Source organism: Ruegeria sp. THAF33 (assembly GCF_009363615.1).
Lineage (GTDB): Bacteria > Pseudomonadota > Alphaproteobacteria > Rhodobacterales > Rhodobacteraceae > Ruegeria.
On the sequence record NZ_CP045386.1, the window covers coordinates 34,248 to 53,038 of the forward strand.

Here is an 18,791-nt window from a genome sequence, read left to right on the forward strand (position 1 = left end):
CCATCAGTTTCTGCCGTATGGGTTTTCATCGAACACAATGCCGTCCGACTGGTTCTGCCGCTGGCGCATCTTCTTCAGTTCTTCGAGTCTGCGCCGCTCGTCATCGGTCAGACCTTGCGCCTGAAGGTGGCTTACGCTGGCAAGTGCCCGGGCCTCCGCATCTGCGATGGCCTGGGCAAGTTCCGTCTGGAACTTCTTCTCTCGCTCATCATATCTGACCTGAAGGCGTTCATTGGTCAGGTTCAGCGTTGCGATTTCACCGTCTTTTTCGGACAGCGAAACTTTGGCGTCCGTCAGCTCGTCTTGCAGATCGGAAATCCGACCGTTCTGTTGCTCGATAGTTTTCAAGGCTTGTTTCAGCCCTTCGGAATCGACCTGCGGCACTGTTGCCGGTGTTGCCACCTCAATTTCCTCGGGCAAAGCCTCTGGTTCCGGCTCATCGGCCTCTGGTCCCCGTGCGGTCAAAAGCCCGTATCGCTCGCCACCACCTTGTTGCAAAGCGTCAACGCGGACACCCGTGTTCGTGCTTTTGTTTTCATGGCCCATGACAAACCATACAAAGCCCAGGAACACCGCTCCTGCGATCGCAACGGTTATCAGCTTCTTTGGGTCGAACTTCTTCCGGACACGTTGCGACGGCTGTTCAGCCGCCGCCCGTGCCGCAATTGTCTGATTGCGATCCATTACTTGCTGCCCCCCGGTTTAACTGTCTGTGAAGTAACGGGCCTGCCCGTTGCACTCGCCTGCTGAAACGCGTCGCCATCGTTTCGTACACAGATCGAAGTGTCTTCGATGCGCAGTGTCCAAAGGTCGGAAAGGCCCTGCACCTGGATAATGCCGCGCTCTTTGACTGTGGTGTTCACCATCAGCTCGCGGCCATCAGGCAGGACACGGAAAATCCCCGGCAACTCCGCATCCTGCGGGATTTGCATATAGGTGTGAACGCCATCATCCCACACGGCGGTGGGCGCAAAGTCCGCTTTGCCCGAGCGCGAATAGTTCTGGTTCACAAACCGGCCAGTTGGCTTCGGCTCGCTCCGAGCGACTGTGCCGCGACGCGTTGTGGTCCCGCCGCTGTTGTTTTTGTTGTAGAACGTGACCCGAAATGGAACACGTTTGCGTTCGGCGGCGCTCTCGGCCGGAACCAGATAGAAGTTGTATGTCCCGCGATTGGTCAGGACGGTCAGGTTTGAATCCGAGTTCAGGATTTCTGGCTTGAACGCAATAACGCGACCTTCCTGCAGGCGGGTGATCTGAAAACTCTCAGTGTCGCCCGCGCCAATGCTGCGGACGGTCTCGCCCTGCGGAAAGTGAACATAGGTAATCAGGCGTTCACCTACAGTGATGCGGTACACCTGGTTCTCGACGTAATGGAAATGCGTGATGCGATGATCCGCATTCTTTCCGTCTGGCGTCGGTGTGATTTCAGCGAGCAGAGGCGTAGAGAATGCCAAAACTGCTGCGGCGGTGGCGGTGAGTGTTTTGAAAGAACGCTGCATCAGACCTTCCCTATGGCGTCTACGCGGTAGTTGGTGACGACGAAGCCGAACGGATTTTCCAGAAGCTCATCCATCGACGTCACGATTTTTTCCTCAAACCCGTAGGTCACAGTGACCACGTAGCGGGCTGAGGCCGTTGCTTGGTTTGGCACGATCAGGGACTTGCGGATCTCGACCTGCACCGTCTCATCGTTGACCGGCGAGACGCCCAGAATTTCGGTCTGCACCTTTGTCTTGGGCGTATAGATTTCGTCAGGATGGTTGTCGTTCGAACCGTCCCACAGTTCGCGGTAGGACGTTTCGGCCAGCTCATCAGAACGACGCAGCACCGATTTCAGGCGCTCGTTGTTGTCCTGGACATCATAGGTTTCCCGGTCGCGCACATAATTTGCGACTTCACGGAAGGCCATCGCCTCAGAAGGTTCCAGTTCTTCGACTTTTTCAGTCAGCAGGACCGGCAGTTTCGTGTCCGGATCAATGGAGAATGGCACCGCGCGGATTTCCTTCAGGGGAAGGAGCATCGCCCAGCCAATCATAGAGGCCACGCCCATTGCCATGCCGACCATGCCGAATACCTGCCATTTGAAGGCATCGCGGCGTGCGCCCAGAAAGAGTTCTTTTTCGTGATCTGTCACGTGTGACATTTGCTCTGTACCTCGATTTATGAAGATTTATTGGCGCGAGCTTGTCGAATGCTCTGCCGGTAACGGTCAGCGGCGTAGCTCTGACGAGCTGCCCCATCCTGATTTCGGGCTCTGTGCGCTATGTCCCGACGCGCTTGCATTGCGCGAGACGCGCTGTCACGAACGCCAGTCCCGTCACGTGCTGCGGAAGCCATAGCAGCGGCAGTTTTCCCACCGGCTACTGCACCCCTTGCGCCGTCGCTTGCAGTGCCCAATGCACTTCTTGCGGCTGCTGCAGCACCAGTTGCCACGGCAAGACCCGAGGATGCCGAAACGATTGCACCCGACATCCCGCCCGCGAGCGACGGGATCTGCGTGAGCATCACGATTGAAACAATGCAGATCGCCAAAAACCGGCCACTGGCCTCCATATTGTTCACATCCTCAACAGCGGTCAGTTCGGAGCTGAAAAGGGCCTGAATAAGAGAAACGATGCCTGTCAGAACGACGATGACCATGATCAGGCCAACAGTCGTTTTCGCCCAGGCTGCGAAGATATTGGCTGTTGCCGAGCTGAGCAGCGTTGCGATGAAAACAGGCGCTAGACCCAGCAGGACCGCTAGACCGCCTTTTGCGATCAGCGCCATGCCGGTGCCAAAAGCAACGATGACAGCCCCAACAACCCAGAGAATAGCCCCGGTGATGCTCAGACCCCAGGTTGCGTTTTCAATAGCCTGCTGGCCCATCAAGAAACACTGAAGCGCAATGTCATCGAGTGCTTCCCAGACATTTGTTGTGCCGGTCAGTTCTCCGGCAATCGTGTCTGGGAGGCTCGAAATGCCCTGATAAATGGGTTGAAAGAAGCTCCAGCTAGAAGCCATACCAATGATGATCGTCGCCCGAATGATCCAGCCGACATAGCCACCAAACCCGATTTCTCGGATTTGAAGCACACCGTTGATCAGCATTGCCACGAAGATCAGCGCGGCTATTGCCCAGAGGGCGGATGCTAGATCCGCCGCCAGGCTGTTGTATGCTTGCTGCGAGAAGTTATTTAGCGCAGCCTCAATCGAGCTGACGAAATCTTGGATCACGGCCCACAAGCCTCCTCAATTGCAGGGCGCAGAGCTTCCAGACGGGTCCGTTGCTCTTTTTTCAGCGCGGCAAGATTGTCGGACGGTTGGGTCCAAAACTCGTCTTGGTCAGCTCCGACCTTTTGGGCGGCGTCCTCACGGCTTAAACCGCCCAGCGGACATTCGGTGCTGAAGGTCTCGCCAGATTTGCGCAGAATGCATTGCTCGATGGTGGCCTCGTGCGCAGCGATGACCTGTTCATTCAGGATCACCACCGACCAGTTGGTCACAAGAGGCTGCTTGTCTGCGGATTGGCCCGCTTCGGCCATGCGCGCTTGATCGTTTTTGACGAATTGACGACCGTACTCACGCGCACCCGAGTACCCAAGGCACTTACGATATTCACCGAACGGCATATCGACCTTGGGTGATGGGCGCAGCTTCACCTGTGCCGATGCAGCCCCCGACATAACGGCGGCGGCTGCAATGGTCAGGATGAGAGTTGAGCGGAGTTTCATTGTGAGGTTCCTCGTACATAGTTGCTGAGTGTCGAAAGATCGGCAGCGGTTGCAGCCAGATCCGTGCCCGACGCCAGAGCATTAGCCGAGGTTGCGCGTAAGATTTCAATTTCAACCTGAAGGAGTTTAAGGAGAACCGCCGTGTTGTAGTCGATTGCATCCTTCAGATCTTCTTGCTGACCGATTTCACCGCGCAGCTTTTCTGCATCTTCGGAGAGCTGACCGGCCATGTCATAGCCATTCTCACCCAAGGCCGATGCCATCAAGCCAGCGCCACCTCGCTCCGAGAGAATGCGCCGGGCTGGCACGTCTGACGTACTGAATTCTTTAAGGATTCCATTGTTCAGCCCCAGGCTGATTGATCGGCGTTCCATCGCGAGTCCGGCGACGCCTGGAAGATCGCCAATCGTATCTTCGGTCGCGTTCAAGGCGTATCCAAGCGTGTCAGCTGCCGTTGCCAGTTTCAGAAAGCTGCGGCTGTTGAACTGGTCCAGATCCGTCAGACCACTGATGGTTTTGAGGGAGTTTTCGAGCAGTGCCCTCTGCTGCTCGAGCTTCTCATATTGTTGCATCAGCTGTTCGTATTGGCGGACCATTTCCGCGACTTCGCGGGCCGAATTGGCTGCGTCCTGTGCAATGGCCGTGGCGTCGATGGTCGGAACACCTTGGGCTGCCGTCATAACTGGCAGGGCGGCCAGAACCGAAACAGCAATGGTTGTGCGGAATTTCTTTGAAATATCCATCAGACAAACTCCAAGTTTTCAGGGGAGGTCATGCGCTCAAAGTCACAGGCGCATTTGCTGCGATAGCCCGAATAGGTGCTGGTGCAGGCCGAGACAGCGGCCAGAACTACAAGGGTGATGACAAGGCGGGCTTTCATGTGATTTCCTTCCAGAAGTTGGGGTTTTTTCGCCAGTCAGGATCAGGGAACGATTTTCCGTCTGATCCGCTCAGAACACGAAGAAGCGGGCCGAGCGCGCCGACATCGACATCGAGCCAAACACTCTCATCACCTTTCTTCATGAGCATTACGCGGTCGCCAAAATGCGCCCTCAGCGCGCCCAGCTCTGAATCGTTCAAGCCGATTGCCCGGTAGTCTGCTTCATTGCCGGATCGAGAGGGGAACAAGAGTTGCGTGCTGGTGTTTTCCAGGATCGACTTACTTGCCGCTGACGACAGGAGGTGATCGGGGATCTGCGTCATCATCATCATCATGACGTTCAGCTTCCGATACGTGGTGTAGGCATTTATGAGGATGCCAGCGCCATAAGGGTTGCCAGCAATTACCCATGCTTCATCAATCACAAAGACAGTGGGTATCTTGGTGGCGCAGCGGCGTTCAATCTGGCGCATGACGTAGCTGATCCATGCCAGCCGCACCAATTCGTCATCCAGAACCTCAGAAATATCGAACACAAGATGACGGTCGCCAGCAGCAAACGGATCTGAGCCACCCTCGCCAAACATCCAGGACAAGCGGCCTTCGCCCGCCCATTCACTTGCACGCTTGTACAGGTTCTTGTCATCGTCAAAGGCTCTGAACCGTTCCACCAGTGAATCGAAGTTCTGAAGCGCAGGCGGCAAAGTGGCATTGGCTTGGCAAGCCCTTGTGATTTCATCCTTCTGATCGGTGGTCAGTGGTTCGTCATAGCTCAACAGGGCAATGACCCAATTGGCGAGCCAGCTTTGCCCAGCCTCATCCGTCTCGGTCTGAAAAGGGTTCATGCCGGTTGGCTCACCAACTCGGACGCGGATGTACTGCGCACCGAGCGCCCGCATTGGAGCCTCCATTGCCCGGTCTTTGTCAAAAGCGATGATCCGCGCGCCCTGTGCAACCGCCATTGTTGCCAGCAGCATCGCGATCACAGTTTTACCCGAGCCGTTCGGTCCAAGAACGATCGTATGCCCGGAGGGCAGGTTTTCAGGGTCGTTACTGGTCTTGGGAAGGTGCAGCGAAACATCGTAGCTGTCCCCGTGTGTCGTCGGGAAAGTCGCCAATGGCCCCGGCCAAGGTAGCTTTTCCGCATCCAACCCTTTGGGGCGCATGTGGAACGCAACCATATCCGCAAAGTTCTGGTCCGTGATCAGTTCTTCACGGGCGCGGAACGCGAAATTGCCGGGGTGCTGTGCGAAGTACACGGCACGGGCCGACATCGCTTCGCGCTTCACCGTGCCACCCGAAATCTGGATTTCACCGATGATGTGTTTTTCGGCGGTTTTCAGATCTTCCTCGTTCCCAAACACGCAGATCGACAGGTGGTGCTTGCCGAGTGACATGGTGCCGGAGGCAATGCCGTCCGCCAGAATGGACAAATCCTCTTCAAGCGACTTTGCCTTGTCGCCTGCCGAGCGCATTTGTCCCGACTTGCGGCGTTCCATTTCCTGCGCCTGGGCGCGGCTGATCGGCAGGAAGGATTGCGAAATCACGACATCAACCGGCAGGTCTAGCCCGTCGAAAATGCCGGGGAACGAAGCCATCGGGTAATTCTTCAGGGAATAGACACGGATGGAGCGTTCCTGATCGTCGCCCGTGACCAGTTTGCCGCGCTTGCCCTGAAACAGCACATCCTCTTGCGGCATGTTGAAGGCGATGGGTTCTGCAATGTTCGTGTGAATGATCGGCTGATACCGACCGTTCAACAGCATTCCATAATAGCCGAGCCAACGCCCCTCGCTGAGCTTCAGCCGGCGCATACGGGCCTCGCCCAGCGTGCCCGCCAGTGTTGTGAACACACCGTCGAGCTGTTCCATCATTTCGCGGCGTTCCTCGTCTATCGTTCCAGACGACATGCCGAACATCTGTTTTGCCCGCTCATCCTGCCGCTTTTGCAGAATGGCGCTGATGATGATCTTGCGTTCTTTCAGCTCTGCATCGACGGACGCTGAGCGCATGGCCTGCGCCACTGCACCGGCAAAGCCGGTTGGATCTGTGATGACATGACCAGTCTCAGCTGGGACGGTCAGTCGATGAACATAAAAGGCCACCTCATTGGGTGTCGTGCGCAATACACGCTCAAACCGTTCGGCCAGGAACTCGAACTCGTTTTCGTCCAGCGTGTTTGCGTTGATTCCGGTGATTTCTGCAGCGGCGATGAGGCCACCGTTGCGTGTAGAAATGACCTCATCGTCCACGACATAGCCATACGGCAACATCTGAAAGAGGCTCATTTCATCCTTGCGCCAGCTCGGCTCGATCAACGAGCGGGCAAGGGTCCACAAATCCTGTGCAGCAGGCTTAGGCACTATAGTAATCTCCCCCATGATGCTGGCGGTTTTTGGTGCGCGGAGTTTTGGAAAGGGTTACGGACAGGACGCGGAAGAAAGCCGGTTCCCATTCGTAAAAGAGGCGAAGCCCGGTGTAGAAAACAAAACCCGCAATGATTGCTGGCGCTATCCCGAACATGAAGAACGAAAGCATGGTCATCCCGAGGATCACCAGCAGATAGATCACGGGTAAGCCGCCCCATTCTGCGGGGCGGCTCAGGCCGCGAAAGACCGTATTGCGGCGCGGCATCAATCAGCCTCCGATGAATGTATCAGCGAGGCCGATAACAGCGCCGACGACGATAGCGATTACCGGGCCTTTCAGCGAACCCCAGCCGAACACGTAGGCGAGACAGCCCCAGATGAAGCCGACAGCGGCAAGGCTGACGCCAACGACCTTCGAGTCGGCCAGCGTTTCGTTGATGAAATCGCCAATGGCATCTTGCAGCCAGCCAGCGGAGGCGGGCGCTGCTGTGATGATGAACGCAGTGATCGCGAAAAACGCCATCTGCTGGTAGAAGTGGGTTCTTTTCATGAGGAAGTGCTCACTTTGCTTAGGATGATCCGCACGTAATTGCGGGTTTCGGTGAAGGGGGGGACGCCGCCGTATTCGACGACGCGGTGAGGCCCGGCGTTGTAGGCGGCAAGCGCCAGCTTCCAGGTTCCGAACTCGCGGTACTGCGCCGCCAAATAGCGGGCACCACCGTCGAGATTTTCTGCAGGGTTCTTTGGGTTCACGCCCAGGTCTTTCGCCGTTCCGGGCATGAGCTGTGCGAAGCCATAGGCACCCTTGGGTGACAGAGCGTCAGCCCGATACCGGCTTTCCTGCCAGACCAGCGCCATGAACAACTCGGCCGGAATGTCATGGCGTTCCGCCGCTGCGTGGATTTCTTTGACGATCCGCTCCTGCGACCAGCCGCCCGAGGATCTGCGAGGCCGCGGTGCCTTGCCCGCAATCTCGATCTTTTCCTGTGGCTTGGCCTTCGGCGCTTCCGGTTTTTCGTCAAGCGTGTACTCACGCATCCGGATTGGCCGAACGACGCCATTGACGATTTCTGCCCGCGCACCGTTCAGAAACACGCTGCCATCCGGCTCGTATTCGATGACCTGGGCGCTTGCGCCGGTCGCCACAAATGCCGTGGAGACGAGCAGAAGGGGCCGCATTGCTGCGATCATTCGGATTTCTCCTTTGCTTGAGTTGGCGAGGAATTGGAGGGGTTCTGTTCGTCGCCGGTCGCGGCCACGTACTCATCAGTCCAGGACGGCGGAATGCTGACAGCATCCACCAACCAGCCTGCGAGACTTGCGTATTCTTCGCCACCAAGGGCCGAAGTCTTGCGAGCGATAGAGCGCGACAGAAACGAAGCTGCTACGCCGTGCTGCAGCAACAGCGAAATCAGAACGCACAGATCATGCAGATGGTATTCGAGGTCGCTGCCAGAGCGAAAACCGCCGCTATAGAACACTTCACGGGGTTTGATTGGCGACGCCGGATCATACCCGATGGTGACAAAGGCAGTGTGCCCTTGCGGAGTTTCAACGCGGCGTGTTTCAGCCAGCCGACGATCAGGAAGAACTTTGCGCGCAGGCTTGTTCATGACAAAGCTCCCTGCGCATCAAGTTCCGCTTGTCGGATTTGCATTGCGAAATCCACTTCAAGGCGCAGCTCAACGACCACTTCAAGCGGCATAACGATGTCCAGCCAGACACCCTCACGGATCAGGTGAACGTGATAGGTGGCGTTTGGGTAAACGAACCAAAGGGCTTCATGCCGGTTCAGAACGTCGCGCGCGGTGTCGGCGTCGATTGTGCCTGACAGGTCGCAACCGAATTTCAGGGTTGCGTATGAGTTGGCATAGTTTGCTCGGCTGCTGCTTTGGATGAGCGCAGCGGCCTTTTCCGGTGAAGCAAAGCGGAACAGCTCTTTCGGACCCAACGCCTTGTTAACGTCTGCGTGCAACTTCAAGGCTTTGTAGAGCCGATTTGCACGGACATACTCAAGATCATTGAGGACATGGAACATTTCGAGCGCGATTCCGAAAGCCGTGGCGCGGGCATCGCTTTCCAGCCAGTATTCGCGCATTCCGCGCTTGATGGTTGACCGTTCTCCGGCAAGGTGGCGGATTACGGTGAGAATGTCCTTACGGGCTTGCTCGAAGCTCTGGGCGGCAGGCACCCAGCGCCGATCAATCTTGCTTTCGATAGTGTCGAAGGCCACTGTGATCACCTTTCCGCCTTTCAAAAAATAGGTCAGTAGTTTTTACATAATTACTATTATGGGGTTCGACATCAGGTCATCTGGGCCGTGGGAAAAGGGTGCCGGGACACAACACGGAACCTTCAGAGGCGCCGCAAAAAACCAATGTCTGGTTCGGATCTCTTAGTCGGATGGCCTAGCTGAAACGTTCGGATGTCCCGCTCGCCCAAATCGTCAGACAGCGCTAAGCGGTCGGAGGTGCAGGCACGTTGTCCAGGGTCGCACCCATTGACTCTGGCGCGGTGCTGTCCGATCTAAGATCGGCATCTAGGGTTACTGTTTTTACCATAGTACAGTTCTCTCTTGATGTTTGAGGAATGCCCGGATGGATTTGGGGCGTTTCTTGTCCTGTCGGTTGTTGGCGCAATCGACAGGACCGCTCACTGCTCGGTGGTTTTGTTCCATTTTCTGCAAGTCGTCGCTCAGTCCTTTCGTCTAGCCGCACCAGGACCCGCGTTTGCCGCCCGAATAGGGTCGCGCGAGACCTTCGGATATCAGAGTTTTCCCTATCTCCTGACCACCTGAACGTCCGACCGCGAGGAAACGGTCATGCACGTCCAGGTCTGGTTGGATAACCAATTCTATCTGCCCACTGGTCTGAATGATCTCCGTCAGGCGGTCTTTGGCTTTCAGACCCAAAGCTCTCTCGGCCTCACATTGTGCGCGGAAGGTCTCAGGAGTGTCGAAACCGATGAGGCGGTAGCGGTCATCACCGTGGTCGATGGTGTCACCATCAACGGCAATCACCTCGGATGCGCTCAGGGTTATTGTTTGTTTTGATGGTTCAATCCAGACCGCAACAAAAAACAAAGACGCGAGTGTAGCGCTGAGAAACAAGAGCCGTTTCATGTGCCCTGCCCCAGTACTTTTGATGAGCCGGGTTCTCGAACGTGACCGATCAGGTTTTAGTTTTCGCGTCCAAGGCTTGGGCTGCTTCGAGACCCTCTGGGGTAATCGACTCGATCGTATAATCTGATTTGACGCAGAGAATGCGCCCGTCGCCAAATTCCTGGTGATGCTTAAAAAGCCCCGGCCAAAGATCGAACTCTCTGGGCTCAGCGCCCGCGCGAGAGATCTTCGACTTGCACAAGGCTCCGACATAGTTCGGCGAGCTGTAAATGCAGTGGTACTTAGGTCGTCCAAGGGAAGCGAGTCCGATAAATTCGTAGCGGCATGTAAAGGGAACCTGATCTTCTTTCAGGCCCCGGACCATCTCGATGGTTACCACAGTGTATTGTCTCTTGTTGTCCGCCATGACGACCCCCTATGGGCCGTCTTCTACATCCAAAAGTTGTGGACTAAAACACAATCTACGTCAATATAAGAAAGCACTCCAATATACGATATTGGATTGTCAGAAATATATTGGCCGGATATTGCTTAAGCGATTCGCAAGCAGGAGAGACCATCTTGAAACACTCAAAATCCAGGAATAGAACTCGCGCGAAGGCCCTTGCAGTTGCACTCGCTGTACTGCCGGCCACGCAGGCCAGTGCCTATCCAATTGACTGTGCCATATTCCTTTGCCTCGCCGGGGGTTGGCCAAGTTCGGCTGATTGCGTCGCAGCCAAGGCGGAGTTCATTCGGCGCATCACTCCCTATCCGGTAGAGCCTCCGCTGCAACTTTGGCGCTGTCCGATGAATGCATCAGACAGCACCTCCAACTTGAGTCCTATGGAACGGTTGGAAGCAATCAAACGCAGTAGCGCCAACCCTATTCCAGAACTTCCATCTGACGATACCACTGAGCCATTGCTGGTAGATGTTGCGATCTCAACAGAAGCGATCCAGGCATTTCATGGCCAATCCGGCGATAGCTTTCAAGCCACACCGATCAGCGTCGATCTTTCCTCACCCGATTTCGACGTTGTGAGATCCATCAGGGTTTGGGATGTGCGCCACTACAGCTATCGCCGTCATTCGCGAGAGGGCGACTGCGAGCGTTCGCTTGATCTTGTGGTTGGCAGCTATGGCGATCATGCGAGCTTTCAATGGTCCGATCACGCTCCTGCGCCGATCCCAGCCTGGCTGCCCCTTGGCAATCGCTGCGAACCTCCCAGCTACTTCCGTGGCGTTGGCGTCGAGTGGACCGATACATTCGGGTTCAGCGATTATGAACTCATCCGATACTGAGGTTCTTACCTGCGGCACAACGCGTTACTTCTGGCTATGCCACCAAAATCACCAGCTGCACTTTTAAACCAGGCCGATTGGCCCGGAGGAAAAGCTTAATCCCAGAAACAAAAACCCCCGCAAGGCGGGGCCTCAGCGGGGATCTTCTTAAGTCAAGTTTGATCACCTGATTTATAGGAAGTTCCCAAAATTCTGACAAGGATAAACGCATCTGTGCGAACGGTTTTTCTGTGTTTATTTGCTGAGGTTCAACCTGCCTTGCTTCCCCAAAGAGAAGCAGACTATGAGACCCCTTAACCATACCGAACACCCTGCCCCGCTAAGCTGCGATGCCAATACTGACCTTTGCCAAGGGAAGCCAATACGATGAGCTTTCGGCAGATCGCATCCGTCCATCACCACGAAAATATACGCTTCCACAACGGCCTTCCCGAGGGTTGGAATCGAGACAGGTTTCGGCAGCTCTGCGTGGGATATGCGCAGATCAGAGGCGCATCAGCCCATTGTATTCGCACCTTAGAGATCATCATCGATATGATTACGCCATGTGCTTTTCGAGACCCGTCTCAGGAACCCTTTTGCTACGCGCGCCAGGAAACCCTCATTGCCGGTCGAGGCGTGACAGATCGGACAATCCACAATCACGAACGAGAACTGGAAATGATTGGCCTGCTCGAACGCAGGCTTGGTGCAAATGGGGCGCGTTGTAAGCGCAAGGGGCTCGGCCTCTTTCTGACCCCTGCCCTAAACCTCATTTCAGAGATGCGCGACGCAGACGAGCAAAGCAAAGCCGAGAAGAAAGAACATGACGAGCTGCGCGGGGATCGATCACGGCTTTACCGACATGTGAAACACAGCTTGGCAGTGTTTGCCTCGCTCCCCTGCAGTCCTGAAGGCCTGGAAGACATGATGGGGGAACTTCGATCCTGGCCGCGTGCCGACAAGCTGAAATACATGTCGCTGGATGGGCTCAGATCACATGTTCAGGCAGCTCACGATCTTTGGAAGCGGATCGAAATATATGTTAAAAAACCCGGTGAATTTTCGGGTGAACCCGAAGCCTGTTTCGGGTGCCATATACAAGACCAAATTGAAGAAGAAATTCTGTCTTGTAACGCCGATGGCGAAGTTACAATGCCCTCGGCTGAAGCCTCGGAACCAGATTGTTCTGGCTCCGGGCCTTACGGCCCTCCGCATTGCTTAGAAAGCAATCATCCGACAGATACGGCATCAAGCAAGGCCCAAAAACTACCGCAGGTGAATAACCGCATCCTATATGAACTGGCCTCACCCGAGCTGCGTATGCATATCGATATCGCCGGTGGCGGAGATCAGAATTCCAGCCCGTCGCTCTACGCGATTGAGACCGGCGTTTCGGCGCGATTGTCGGAGATCGGCGCCAATGCCTCCGCATGGCATACGGCGATTGACCGTTTGACCGTGATGGGTGCAATCCTGGCCGGGTTGATCATAGACGCGAGGCTGAGTGATCCGCGCCTGCCGCCCGTGGTTAATCCGGGCGGATACCTTCGCGGTATGGTGCGCGCAGATGAGCGCGGGGAGTTGAACCTGATTTCCAGTTTCATGGGTTTGTTGGCACGAAGAGCCCGGGAGGAGGAAGACGGGTTTCCGCAAGACCCCAAGAAGCGGATTTAACCGTGTCGGGTTGCGCGCTGCCAGCTTCTCCAATTCATGTGTCTCATCGGCAGGTTTTTGCTCTGTTTCCGCCTCCAGAACAGAAGCGTATTCAAATCTGTGATTGGCTACGGGAAATCCCGAGTGGTTTGTTCAGCTTTAGGTTGCTAATCGGCCTCGACGGCAACGCGGAACAGGAAGACGGTCTATGAAAATCGCGGACATTGGCAATTCTGAACTGGATTTCAGACAGACCGGGGAGGCGCGCCTTCAGGAAATTTGTTCCAGGTTTGAGCTGGAGAATGCGTCCTACGCCCATATCGACAAGCATCACAACGTTGTCCACGGTTGCACCACGTTCCCGGCCGAATGGGTCAGGCATTACGTCGACAACGACCTGGTTCTGATTGATCCCCTTATTCGATTTGGCGCCGCAATGATTGCCCCGATTGATTGGGCTGTGTTTGATGATCAGCGTGAACACGCACCGCTATTCGATGCAGCGAGAAAATTTGGTGTGGGTCAGCACGGACTATCCATTCCGGTTATCAATCCGTTTGGGGAGCGTGGCGTCTTTACGGTTACCTCCAACCTGCGCCGTTCCGACTGGGACGCCTTGGTCGGGAGTATGCTCCCTGCCCTTCGCCACGAAGCGCAGGTCCTGCATCTACTCGCGCTCGATGTGATTGATACGGTTTTCAACTTTCCTACGGATGCGTTGTCCGATCAGGAGATGGATGTTCTGAAGATGCTCGCATCAGGATTGATCCCATCCGTAGTTGCTGGCCAGACGGGGCTCTCCTCCAGAATGGTGCATGCTTTGACGTCTTCGATCGTCACAAAACTCAAGTGCCGGACAACGGAACAAGCAGTGGCGAGAGCTGTCAGCACAGGTATTCTTAAATGGACCGATTTCTTTGCCGACCCGGTCGCCGAACTTGCGGATGTTGAAGGACAGACCCTTTGCGGCGGGATCGTGCGTTGGTCTGGAAGATCACACGAGTTGATCACCTTTGAAGATGGTCGAACGGTGCGGAACTTGGATAGCTTTCAGGCGGTTCAGGTCCAGGAAATTGCCAAAGACTTCAATCTGGATGCTGAAAGGATCCTCGAAGAACTTGGGCCCAACCGGGATCAATGCGTGTGGATCAGGCATCTCTGAGTTCGGCCCACGTGCACCGCTTGATTTGCAAAATTGTGAGCAGGGGCAAGTTTCACATAATTTCACCTATCGGTGTAATCAGCTGCAAAAGGGTGGGTTCATGCAATCCATCGACCAACCCGCACTATACTACTTGAGGCTTTGGCAGTTCCGCGAGATCAGCTCAAAATTCTCCTCAATGACGTCTGTATCGCACATGTGGTAAAGACAATAATTGCTCCGTCTCAGAGTTTAATCCACTCGGCGTTCGGGATAAATGCGGTCTGTCTGCAAATTTGGACCCCTAGATCATATCCCCTCTCAATAACCTGCACAAATGTCTAATTTGGCTTTCACTGTGCTTAGCTTAGGCTGTTCGTATGTTTCGGATAGCAGTAGGTATTGGCGCTTTTGGTGCCATCTGTGCGGTAGTCTTTGTTCGGCTTAATGATCCTTGGGTCATTGCGGAACAGAAGGCAGAAAGCGACGCGAAGATGATCGCTGAACTTATCGATACTCCCGATAAGATCAGCTGGCACTTGACGGAAGATATTCCGCTGCTTCGTGCTTTGGTTTGGAACGCTGACGGACAACGCCAATACCCGCCGATAGCTGGAATGGTGCCTGTTCCTTACACGTTTTCCGATGAGGCAGAAACCGAACTGGCCTATTTTCAGGTGCAGACCCAAACTCCAATATGGGCACCATTCGACGTTGAAAGCAGCCAACTGCTTTATTGTCGTACAGCACCGCCCGTCTGTCTCATCTATGAACGCGCGTCACTAGAAGAGTACTTAGAACTCACAAGTGGTGCGCTGGCGTCGAAAGGATCTAACCAACTGGCGCTGTTGCTTTTGACTGCGATAGCAAGTCTGTTGGGCTTTGTTTACATTTGGTTCAGACAAACAGAAAGAACCCGATCCTCGGGGTTCAAGCTTGATCCCAAACGCTATGTTGTTCAGCGCGACTCGCTGCAAGTTTCCCTCACCCCACGCGACGTAAAGTTGCTCTCGCTGCTGCAAGAACGGGTCGGCACGGTTGTGACGAAAGACGAGCTCTTTGACAGAGGGTGGGCGCGCGAGTACACTCCCAACTCGCGTGCCTTGGACCAACATATAATCAACCTGCGCAAAAAGCTGGATCCGGACAAATCCAGACCAGTCCTTATTGAAACTGTGCACGGTGTCGGCTACCGCTTCGTTGTCTAGCGACCTATTTTGCAATTTTTTTGCCCGATTCTGACACACAAGTATGCGCGATGCGGTTAAATGGAAACATGCACAGAAACTGTTCTGAACTTCAGCCATTAGTAGAATGTACCCGCTATGAAACTTGTCTACCTACCACTTATGTTCCTTATCTTCGCAAGCGAGAGTTACGCCGAAACACCCATCAAAACGGAAGACGATTTTGGCACGCTCAATCCTGATGACACAGGTAAAGAGATGATTGTGCGGAAGATAGAGATGGGGGTGATTGACTCTATCACTTGTTCCCTTGGGATAAATGTCACAAAAAACGACGATTTTGAACTGGCTCGGAGGCTTACCAGAGAATGCGCCGAAGCTGGCTTTGCCAAGGCTATGACCTGGATGAGCCAGCTTGAAAACAACGGACTAGGTGGTGAATACGATCCAGACGCGTCGGCAGAATGGGATCGACGTGCCGCAGAGGCAGGCGACCCCGTAGGGAAGTTTAACCATGGCGTTAACTTGATGCGGGGGCATGGCATTTCGCAAGATACTGAACTGGGGCGTCGGTATGTTGACGAAGCGGCAAGCGATGGGCTTGATGTCGCCAGAAAATTGCAAGGTGCCGATTACGATCTGGATGAAATAACACCAGATGCGGACAACTGGAAGTATGCGCCGCTATTTTGAATCGAGCCAAATAGATCCCATTACATCCTCTCGTTTAACCTGGCGATACAAGAATTCGCACCAGCGAAGTGGCGGCAAACGCAAGTTTGAGCCCGTCCAACATGCTTTAAGTCGTTTTAGACTGTAACCAGAATGCGGATCGCAAGATAGTTTACTATTTTTCAATGATTTAGTATCCTTGACCTCCGTGGGTTGCGGGCCCAAAAACCACAGGAATTTGCTGCATGTCCCATGCTTTCAGATACCTGAAAAGCATGAACGTCTAGCAAGGTAATCCGTGCCAATATTTCCATGACTTTCGCCATTTTCGTTAGATCGCGGCGTTCGACCAAAGCATCATGGACGGTTTCTTGGACATGAATTTAGAAACAAAGTCGCGGCAAAGGACCAACCCAGTTCGCAACACGCCGCCGGATGAATGTGCGCATTCAACGCCACTAAACGTGGTCTTGGTTCGAGAGAGAAGGAAAGAATATGATACTGACGCGCAGAACTTTATTGGCGACCGGCACGATGTTTTTGGCAGCTCCCTACGTCCGGGCTTCGTCTCCTGTTGTTGTGGACATGCTGAACAAGCATCCTGATGACCCCAAACAACGACAGATTTTCTTGCCCAGACTGGTCGTCATAGATCCCGGTCAGTCTGTTTTGTTCAAGGCGACGGACCCGGGGCACAATGCGGCGTCCGTTGACGGGATGATCCCGGAGGGTGCTGAACCTTGGGAGGGAAAAATTGGCAAGGATATCGAGGTCGAGTTCACGCAACCCGGTGTCTATGGATATGTTTGTACACCGCACGCAGCCGCGGGGATGGTGGGCGTCGTGGTCGTTCAGGGTGAAGGAGCACTGGATAACCTGGAAGCAGCAAAAGCCGTCAAGCAGCGCGCCAAGGGGAAACGGGTGTTCGCCGAAATCTGGGAAGAAATCGATCAGCTTGGGTTGAGCGGCTGAGCCGAAAGCCCCCTATCAGTCCAGTGACATCTAAAACTCCAAACAGGTCGGCGCATGTATGACTGGCCTGTTTTCTTTGGCCCGCAATGCTGCTGGACCCTTCGAAAAATCTGTACGACCAAAGCATTACTATTTTAGTCGGATATGTAGATTCAACTATCCGTGATAGCAAGGCGACCATACGTCAGAACAGTCAAACCGGGTTCCGTGCGCCTTTTGCGCAAGCCACAAGCCAGAGCATGGTCCGATCCGGAACCCAAGGAGGAATGCCATGAATGAGATGACCAATCTGCAAGCGACCACAAACGCTTCGCCTTTCGCAACCCGCTATGACAATTTCATTGGCGGAGACTTTCGAGCGCCGGATTCAGGTCAGTACTTTGACAATATCAGCCCAATCACAGGGGGCTCAATTGGCCAGATTGCGCGCTCTGGTGCTTCGGATATTGAGGCAGCGCTGGACGCTGCTCATAGAGCTGCCGATGGTTGGGGTGCGACCAGCGTGACCGAGCGCGCCAATACACTGATGCGAATTGCGCAGAAACTGGAAGACAACCTAGAGCTTCTGGCCATCTGCGAAACATGGGACAACGGGAAAGCCATTCGGGAAACACGGGCCGCGGACCTGCCGCTTGCGATTGATCATTTCCGGTATTTCGCAAGCGCGATCCGTGCTCAGGAAGGCACGATGGGCGAAATTGACCAAGACACGGTTGCCTATCACTTTCACGAACCACTGGGCGTCGTCGGGCAGATCATCCCTTGGAATTTCCCGCTGCTGATGGCGGCCTGGAAACTAGCACCTGCCATCGCAGCAGGAAATTGCGTGGTTCTGAAACCGGCCGAGCAGACACCTGCAACCATCATGGTTTTCTGCGAGTTGATTGCGGATATTCTGCCTGCAGGAGTGTTGAATGTGGTCAACGGTTTTGGTCTTGAGGCAGGCAAACCGTTGGCCACATCCAACCGCATCGCCAAGATCGCCTTTACCGGAGAGACCACAACCGGTCGACTGATCATGCAATACGCGACCGAGAACATCATACCAGTGACACTGGAATTGGGTGGTAAGTCTCCGAACATTTTCCACAAGGATGTTCTGAACGAGGACGATGCGTTTTTTGACAAGGCCATCGAAGGTTTCGTGATGTTCGCGCTGAATCAGGGCGAGGTCTGCACATGCCCAAGCCGCGCCTTGATTCACGAGGACATCTATGAGCGCTTTATCGAACGGGCCATCGAACGGACCAAGGCCATCGATTGCGGCGACCCGCGTGAAGGTGGAACCATGATGGGGGCGCAAGCCTCTTCCGAGCAGAAAGAGAAGATTCTTTCCTATCTTGATATTGGTCGGCAAGAAGGTGCTGAAGTGCTGACTGGCGGCAGCGAACGCCAGATGCCGGGAGATATGGCGAACGGGTATTACATCGAGCCAACAATCCTGAAAGGCAACAACAAGATGCGCGTCTTCCAAGAAGAAATCTTTGGCCCCGTGGTGTCGGTGACAACATTCAAGGATGAGGACGAAGCGCTAGAGATCGCGAATGATACGCTGTACGGGCTGGGTGCAGGTGTTTGGTCGCGCGATGCCAACAAGTGTTACCGCTTTGGCCGCGCAATCAAAGCCGGACGTGTCTGGACAAATTGCTATCACGCCTATCCTGCCCATGCCGCATTTGGTGGGTACAAGCAGTCGGGGATTGGACGCGAGACCCATAAAATGATGCTGGATCATTATCAGCAGACCAAAAACATGCTGGTCAGCTATAGCCCGAACAAACTCGGCTTCTTCTAAGGTGATCCTGAATTTGTAGACT

At 54.6% G+C, this 18,791-nt stretch carries 22 protein-coding genes; 7 read left to right on the plus strand and 15 right to left on the minus strand.

Translation table 11 applies throughout. The features are described from left to right. Nucleotides 1-3: 3 nt before the first annotated feature. From FIU92_RS20995 to FIU92_RS22900, 15 genes are all read right to left on the minus strand, one after another. Nucleotides 4-684: a hypothetical protein gene (locus FIU92_RS20995; RefSeq protein WP_152460677.1), complete on the minus strand. Its 681-nt coding sequence runs from the start codon at nt 682-684 to the stop codon at nt 4-6. Next, entirely contained in the window at nt 684-1,499 is an 816-nt protein-coding gene (locus tag FIU92_RS21000; protein WP_152460678.1) for a TrbG/VirB9 family P-type conjugative transfer protein, read from the minus strand. Before FIU92_RS21000 ends, FIU92_RS20995 begins: the two co-directional genes overlap by 1 nt. Next, complete coding sequence (locus FIU92_RS21005) at nt 1,499-2,143, minus strand: virB8 family protein (protein WP_152460679.1); 645 nt, start codon at nt 2,141-2,143, stop codon at nt 1,499-1,501. Before FIU92_RS21005 ends, FIU92_RS21000 begins: the two co-directional genes overlap by 1 nt. 17 nt (nt 2,144-2,160) lie before the next feature. After that, nucleotides 2,161-3,216, minus strand: a complete 1,056-nt coding sequence (locus FIU92_RS21010) for a type IV secretion system protein (RefSeq protein ID WP_152460680.1) — start codon at nt 3,214-3,216, stop codon at nt 2,161-2,163. Further along, nucleotides 3,213-3,713, minus strand: a complete 501-nt coding sequence (locus FIU92_RS21015; protein ID WP_152460681.1) for a hypothetical protein — start codon at nt 3,711-3,713, stop codon at nt 3,213-3,215. Before FIU92_RS21015 ends, FIU92_RS21010 begins: the two co-directional genes overlap by 4 nt. Beyond that, the gene (locus FIU92_RS21020; protein ID WP_152460682.1) at nt 3,710-4,456 is read right to left on the minus strand and encodes a type IV secretion system protein; all 747 of its coding nucleotides are present in this window, start codon (nt 4,454-4,456) and stop codon (nt 3,710-3,712) included. The genes FIU92_RS21015 and FIU92_RS21020 overlap by 4 nt, the downstream gene beginning before the upstream one ends. Next, the gene (locus tag FIU92_RS22890) at nt 4,456-4,593 is read right to left on the minus strand and encodes a hypothetical protein (RefSeq protein ID WP_170425207.1); all 138 of its coding nucleotides are present in this window, start codon (nt 4,591-4,593) and stop codon (nt 4,456-4,458) included. Before FIU92_RS22890 ends, FIU92_RS21020 begins: the two co-directional genes overlap by 1 nt. Continuing rightward, on the minus strand, nt 4,590-6,974 hold the full coding sequence (locus FIU92_RS21025) for a hypothetical protein (protein WP_152460683.1): 2,385 nt from the start codon (nt 6,972-6,974) through the stop codon (nt 4,590-4,592). Before FIU92_RS21025 ends, FIU92_RS22890 begins: the two co-directional genes overlap by 4 nt. Continuing rightward, nucleotides 6,949-7,227 (minus strand): VirB3 family type IV secretion system protein, encoded by a 279-nt coding sequence (locus FIU92_RS21030; protein ID WP_152460684.1) that lies wholly within the window; start codon nt 7,225-7,227, stop codon nt 6,949-6,951. The genes FIU92_RS21025 and FIU92_RS21030 overlap by 26 nt, the downstream gene beginning before the upstream one ends. Before the next feature lie 3 nt (nt 7,228-7,230). Beyond that, the gene (locus FIU92_RS21035; protein WP_152460685.1) at nt 7,231-7,512 is read right to left on the minus strand and encodes a hypothetical protein; all 282 of its coding nucleotides are present in this window, start codon (nt 7,510-7,512) and stop codon (nt 7,231-7,233) included. Beyond that, nucleotides 7,509-8,153: a lytic transglycosylase domain-containing protein gene (locus FIU92_RS21040; protein ID WP_152460686.1), complete on the minus strand. Its 645-nt coding sequence runs from the start codon at nt 8,151-8,153 to the stop codon at nt 7,509-7,511. Before FIU92_RS21040 ends, FIU92_RS21035 begins: the two co-directional genes overlap by 4 nt. Continuing rightward, nucleotides 8,150-8,575 (minus strand): hypothetical protein, encoded by a 426-nt coding sequence (locus FIU92_RS21045; protein ID WP_152460687.1) that lies wholly within the window; start codon nt 8,573-8,575, stop codon nt 8,150-8,152. Before FIU92_RS21045 ends, FIU92_RS21040 begins: the two co-directional genes overlap by 4 nt. Beyond that, nucleotides 8,572-9,195 carry a hypothetical protein gene (locus FIU92_RS21050; protein WP_152460688.1) on the minus strand — a complete coding sequence of 208 codons (624 nt, stop codon included), beginning with the start codon at nt 9,193-9,195 and terminating at the stop codon, nt 8,572-8,574. The genes FIU92_RS21045 and FIU92_RS21050 overlap by 4 nt, the downstream gene beginning before the upstream one ends. 474 nt (nt 9,196-9,669) lie before the next feature. After that, complete coding sequence (locus FIU92_RS22895) at nt 9,670-10,083, minus strand: thermonuclease family protein (RefSeq protein ID WP_170602109.1); 414 nt, start codon at nt 10,081-10,083, stop codon at nt 9,670-9,672. A 49-nt stretch (nt 10,084-10,132) separates the two neighbouring features. Further along, entirely contained in the window at nt 10,133-10,489 is a 357-nt protein-coding gene (locus FIU92_RS22900) for a hypothetical protein (RefSeq protein ID WP_172978556.1), read from the minus strand. 383 nt (nt 10,490-10,872) lie between these two features. Between FIU92_RS22900 and FIU92_RS22960 the strand changes: the two genes are divergently transcribed. The 7 genes from FIU92_RS22960 (at nt 10,873) to adh (ending at nt 18,769) form a co-directional block, all read left to right on the plus strand. After that, a complete protein-coding gene (locus FIU92_RS22960) occupies nt 10,873-11,367 on the plus strand; it encodes a hypothetical protein (protein WP_216646615.1) in 495 nt (164 codons plus the stop codon). Between the two features lie 366 nt (nt 11,368-11,733). Continuing rightward, on the plus strand, nt 11,734-13,023 hold the full coding sequence (locus FIU92_RS21065) for a helix-turn-helix domain-containing protein (RefSeq protein WP_152460690.1): 1,290 nt from the start codon (nt 11,734-11,736) through the stop codon (nt 13,021-13,023). 187 nt (nt 13,024-13,210) lie between these two features. Continuing rightward, nucleotides 13,211-14,164 (plus strand): autoinducer binding domain-containing protein, encoded by a 954-nt coding sequence (locus FIU92_RS21070; RefSeq protein ID WP_152460691.1) that lies wholly within the window; start codon nt 13,211-13,213, stop codon nt 14,162-14,164. A 359-nt stretch (nt 14,165-14,523) separates the two neighbouring features. Next, nucleotides 14,524-15,351, plus strand: a complete 828-nt coding sequence (locus FIU92_RS21075; RefSeq protein ID WP_152460692.1) for a winged helix-turn-helix domain-containing protein — start codon at nt 14,524-14,526, stop codon at nt 15,349-15,351. 117 nt (nt 15,352-15,468) lie between these two features. Continuing rightward, the gene (locus tag FIU92_RS21080) at nt 15,469-16,023 is read left to right on the plus strand and encodes a tetratricopeptide repeat protein (RefSeq protein ID WP_254705420.1); all 555 of its coding nucleotides are present in this window, start codon (nt 15,469-15,471) and stop codon (nt 16,021-16,023) included. Between the two features lie 513 nt (nt 16,024-16,536). Continuing rightward, nucleotides 16,537-16,974 (plus strand): plastocyanin/azurin family copper-binding protein, encoded by a 438-nt coding sequence (locus FIU92_RS21085; protein ID WP_254705421.1) that lies wholly within the window; start codon nt 16,537-16,539, stop codon nt 16,972-16,974. Between the two features lie 280 nt (nt 16,975-17,254). Next, complete coding sequence (adh, locus tag FIU92_RS21090) at nt 17,255-18,769, plus strand: aldehyde dehydrogenase (RefSeq protein WP_370644470.1); 1,515 nt, start codon at nt 17,255-17,257, stop codon at nt 18,767-18,769. The last annotated feature ends 22 nt before the right edge of the window (nt 18,770-18,791 follow it).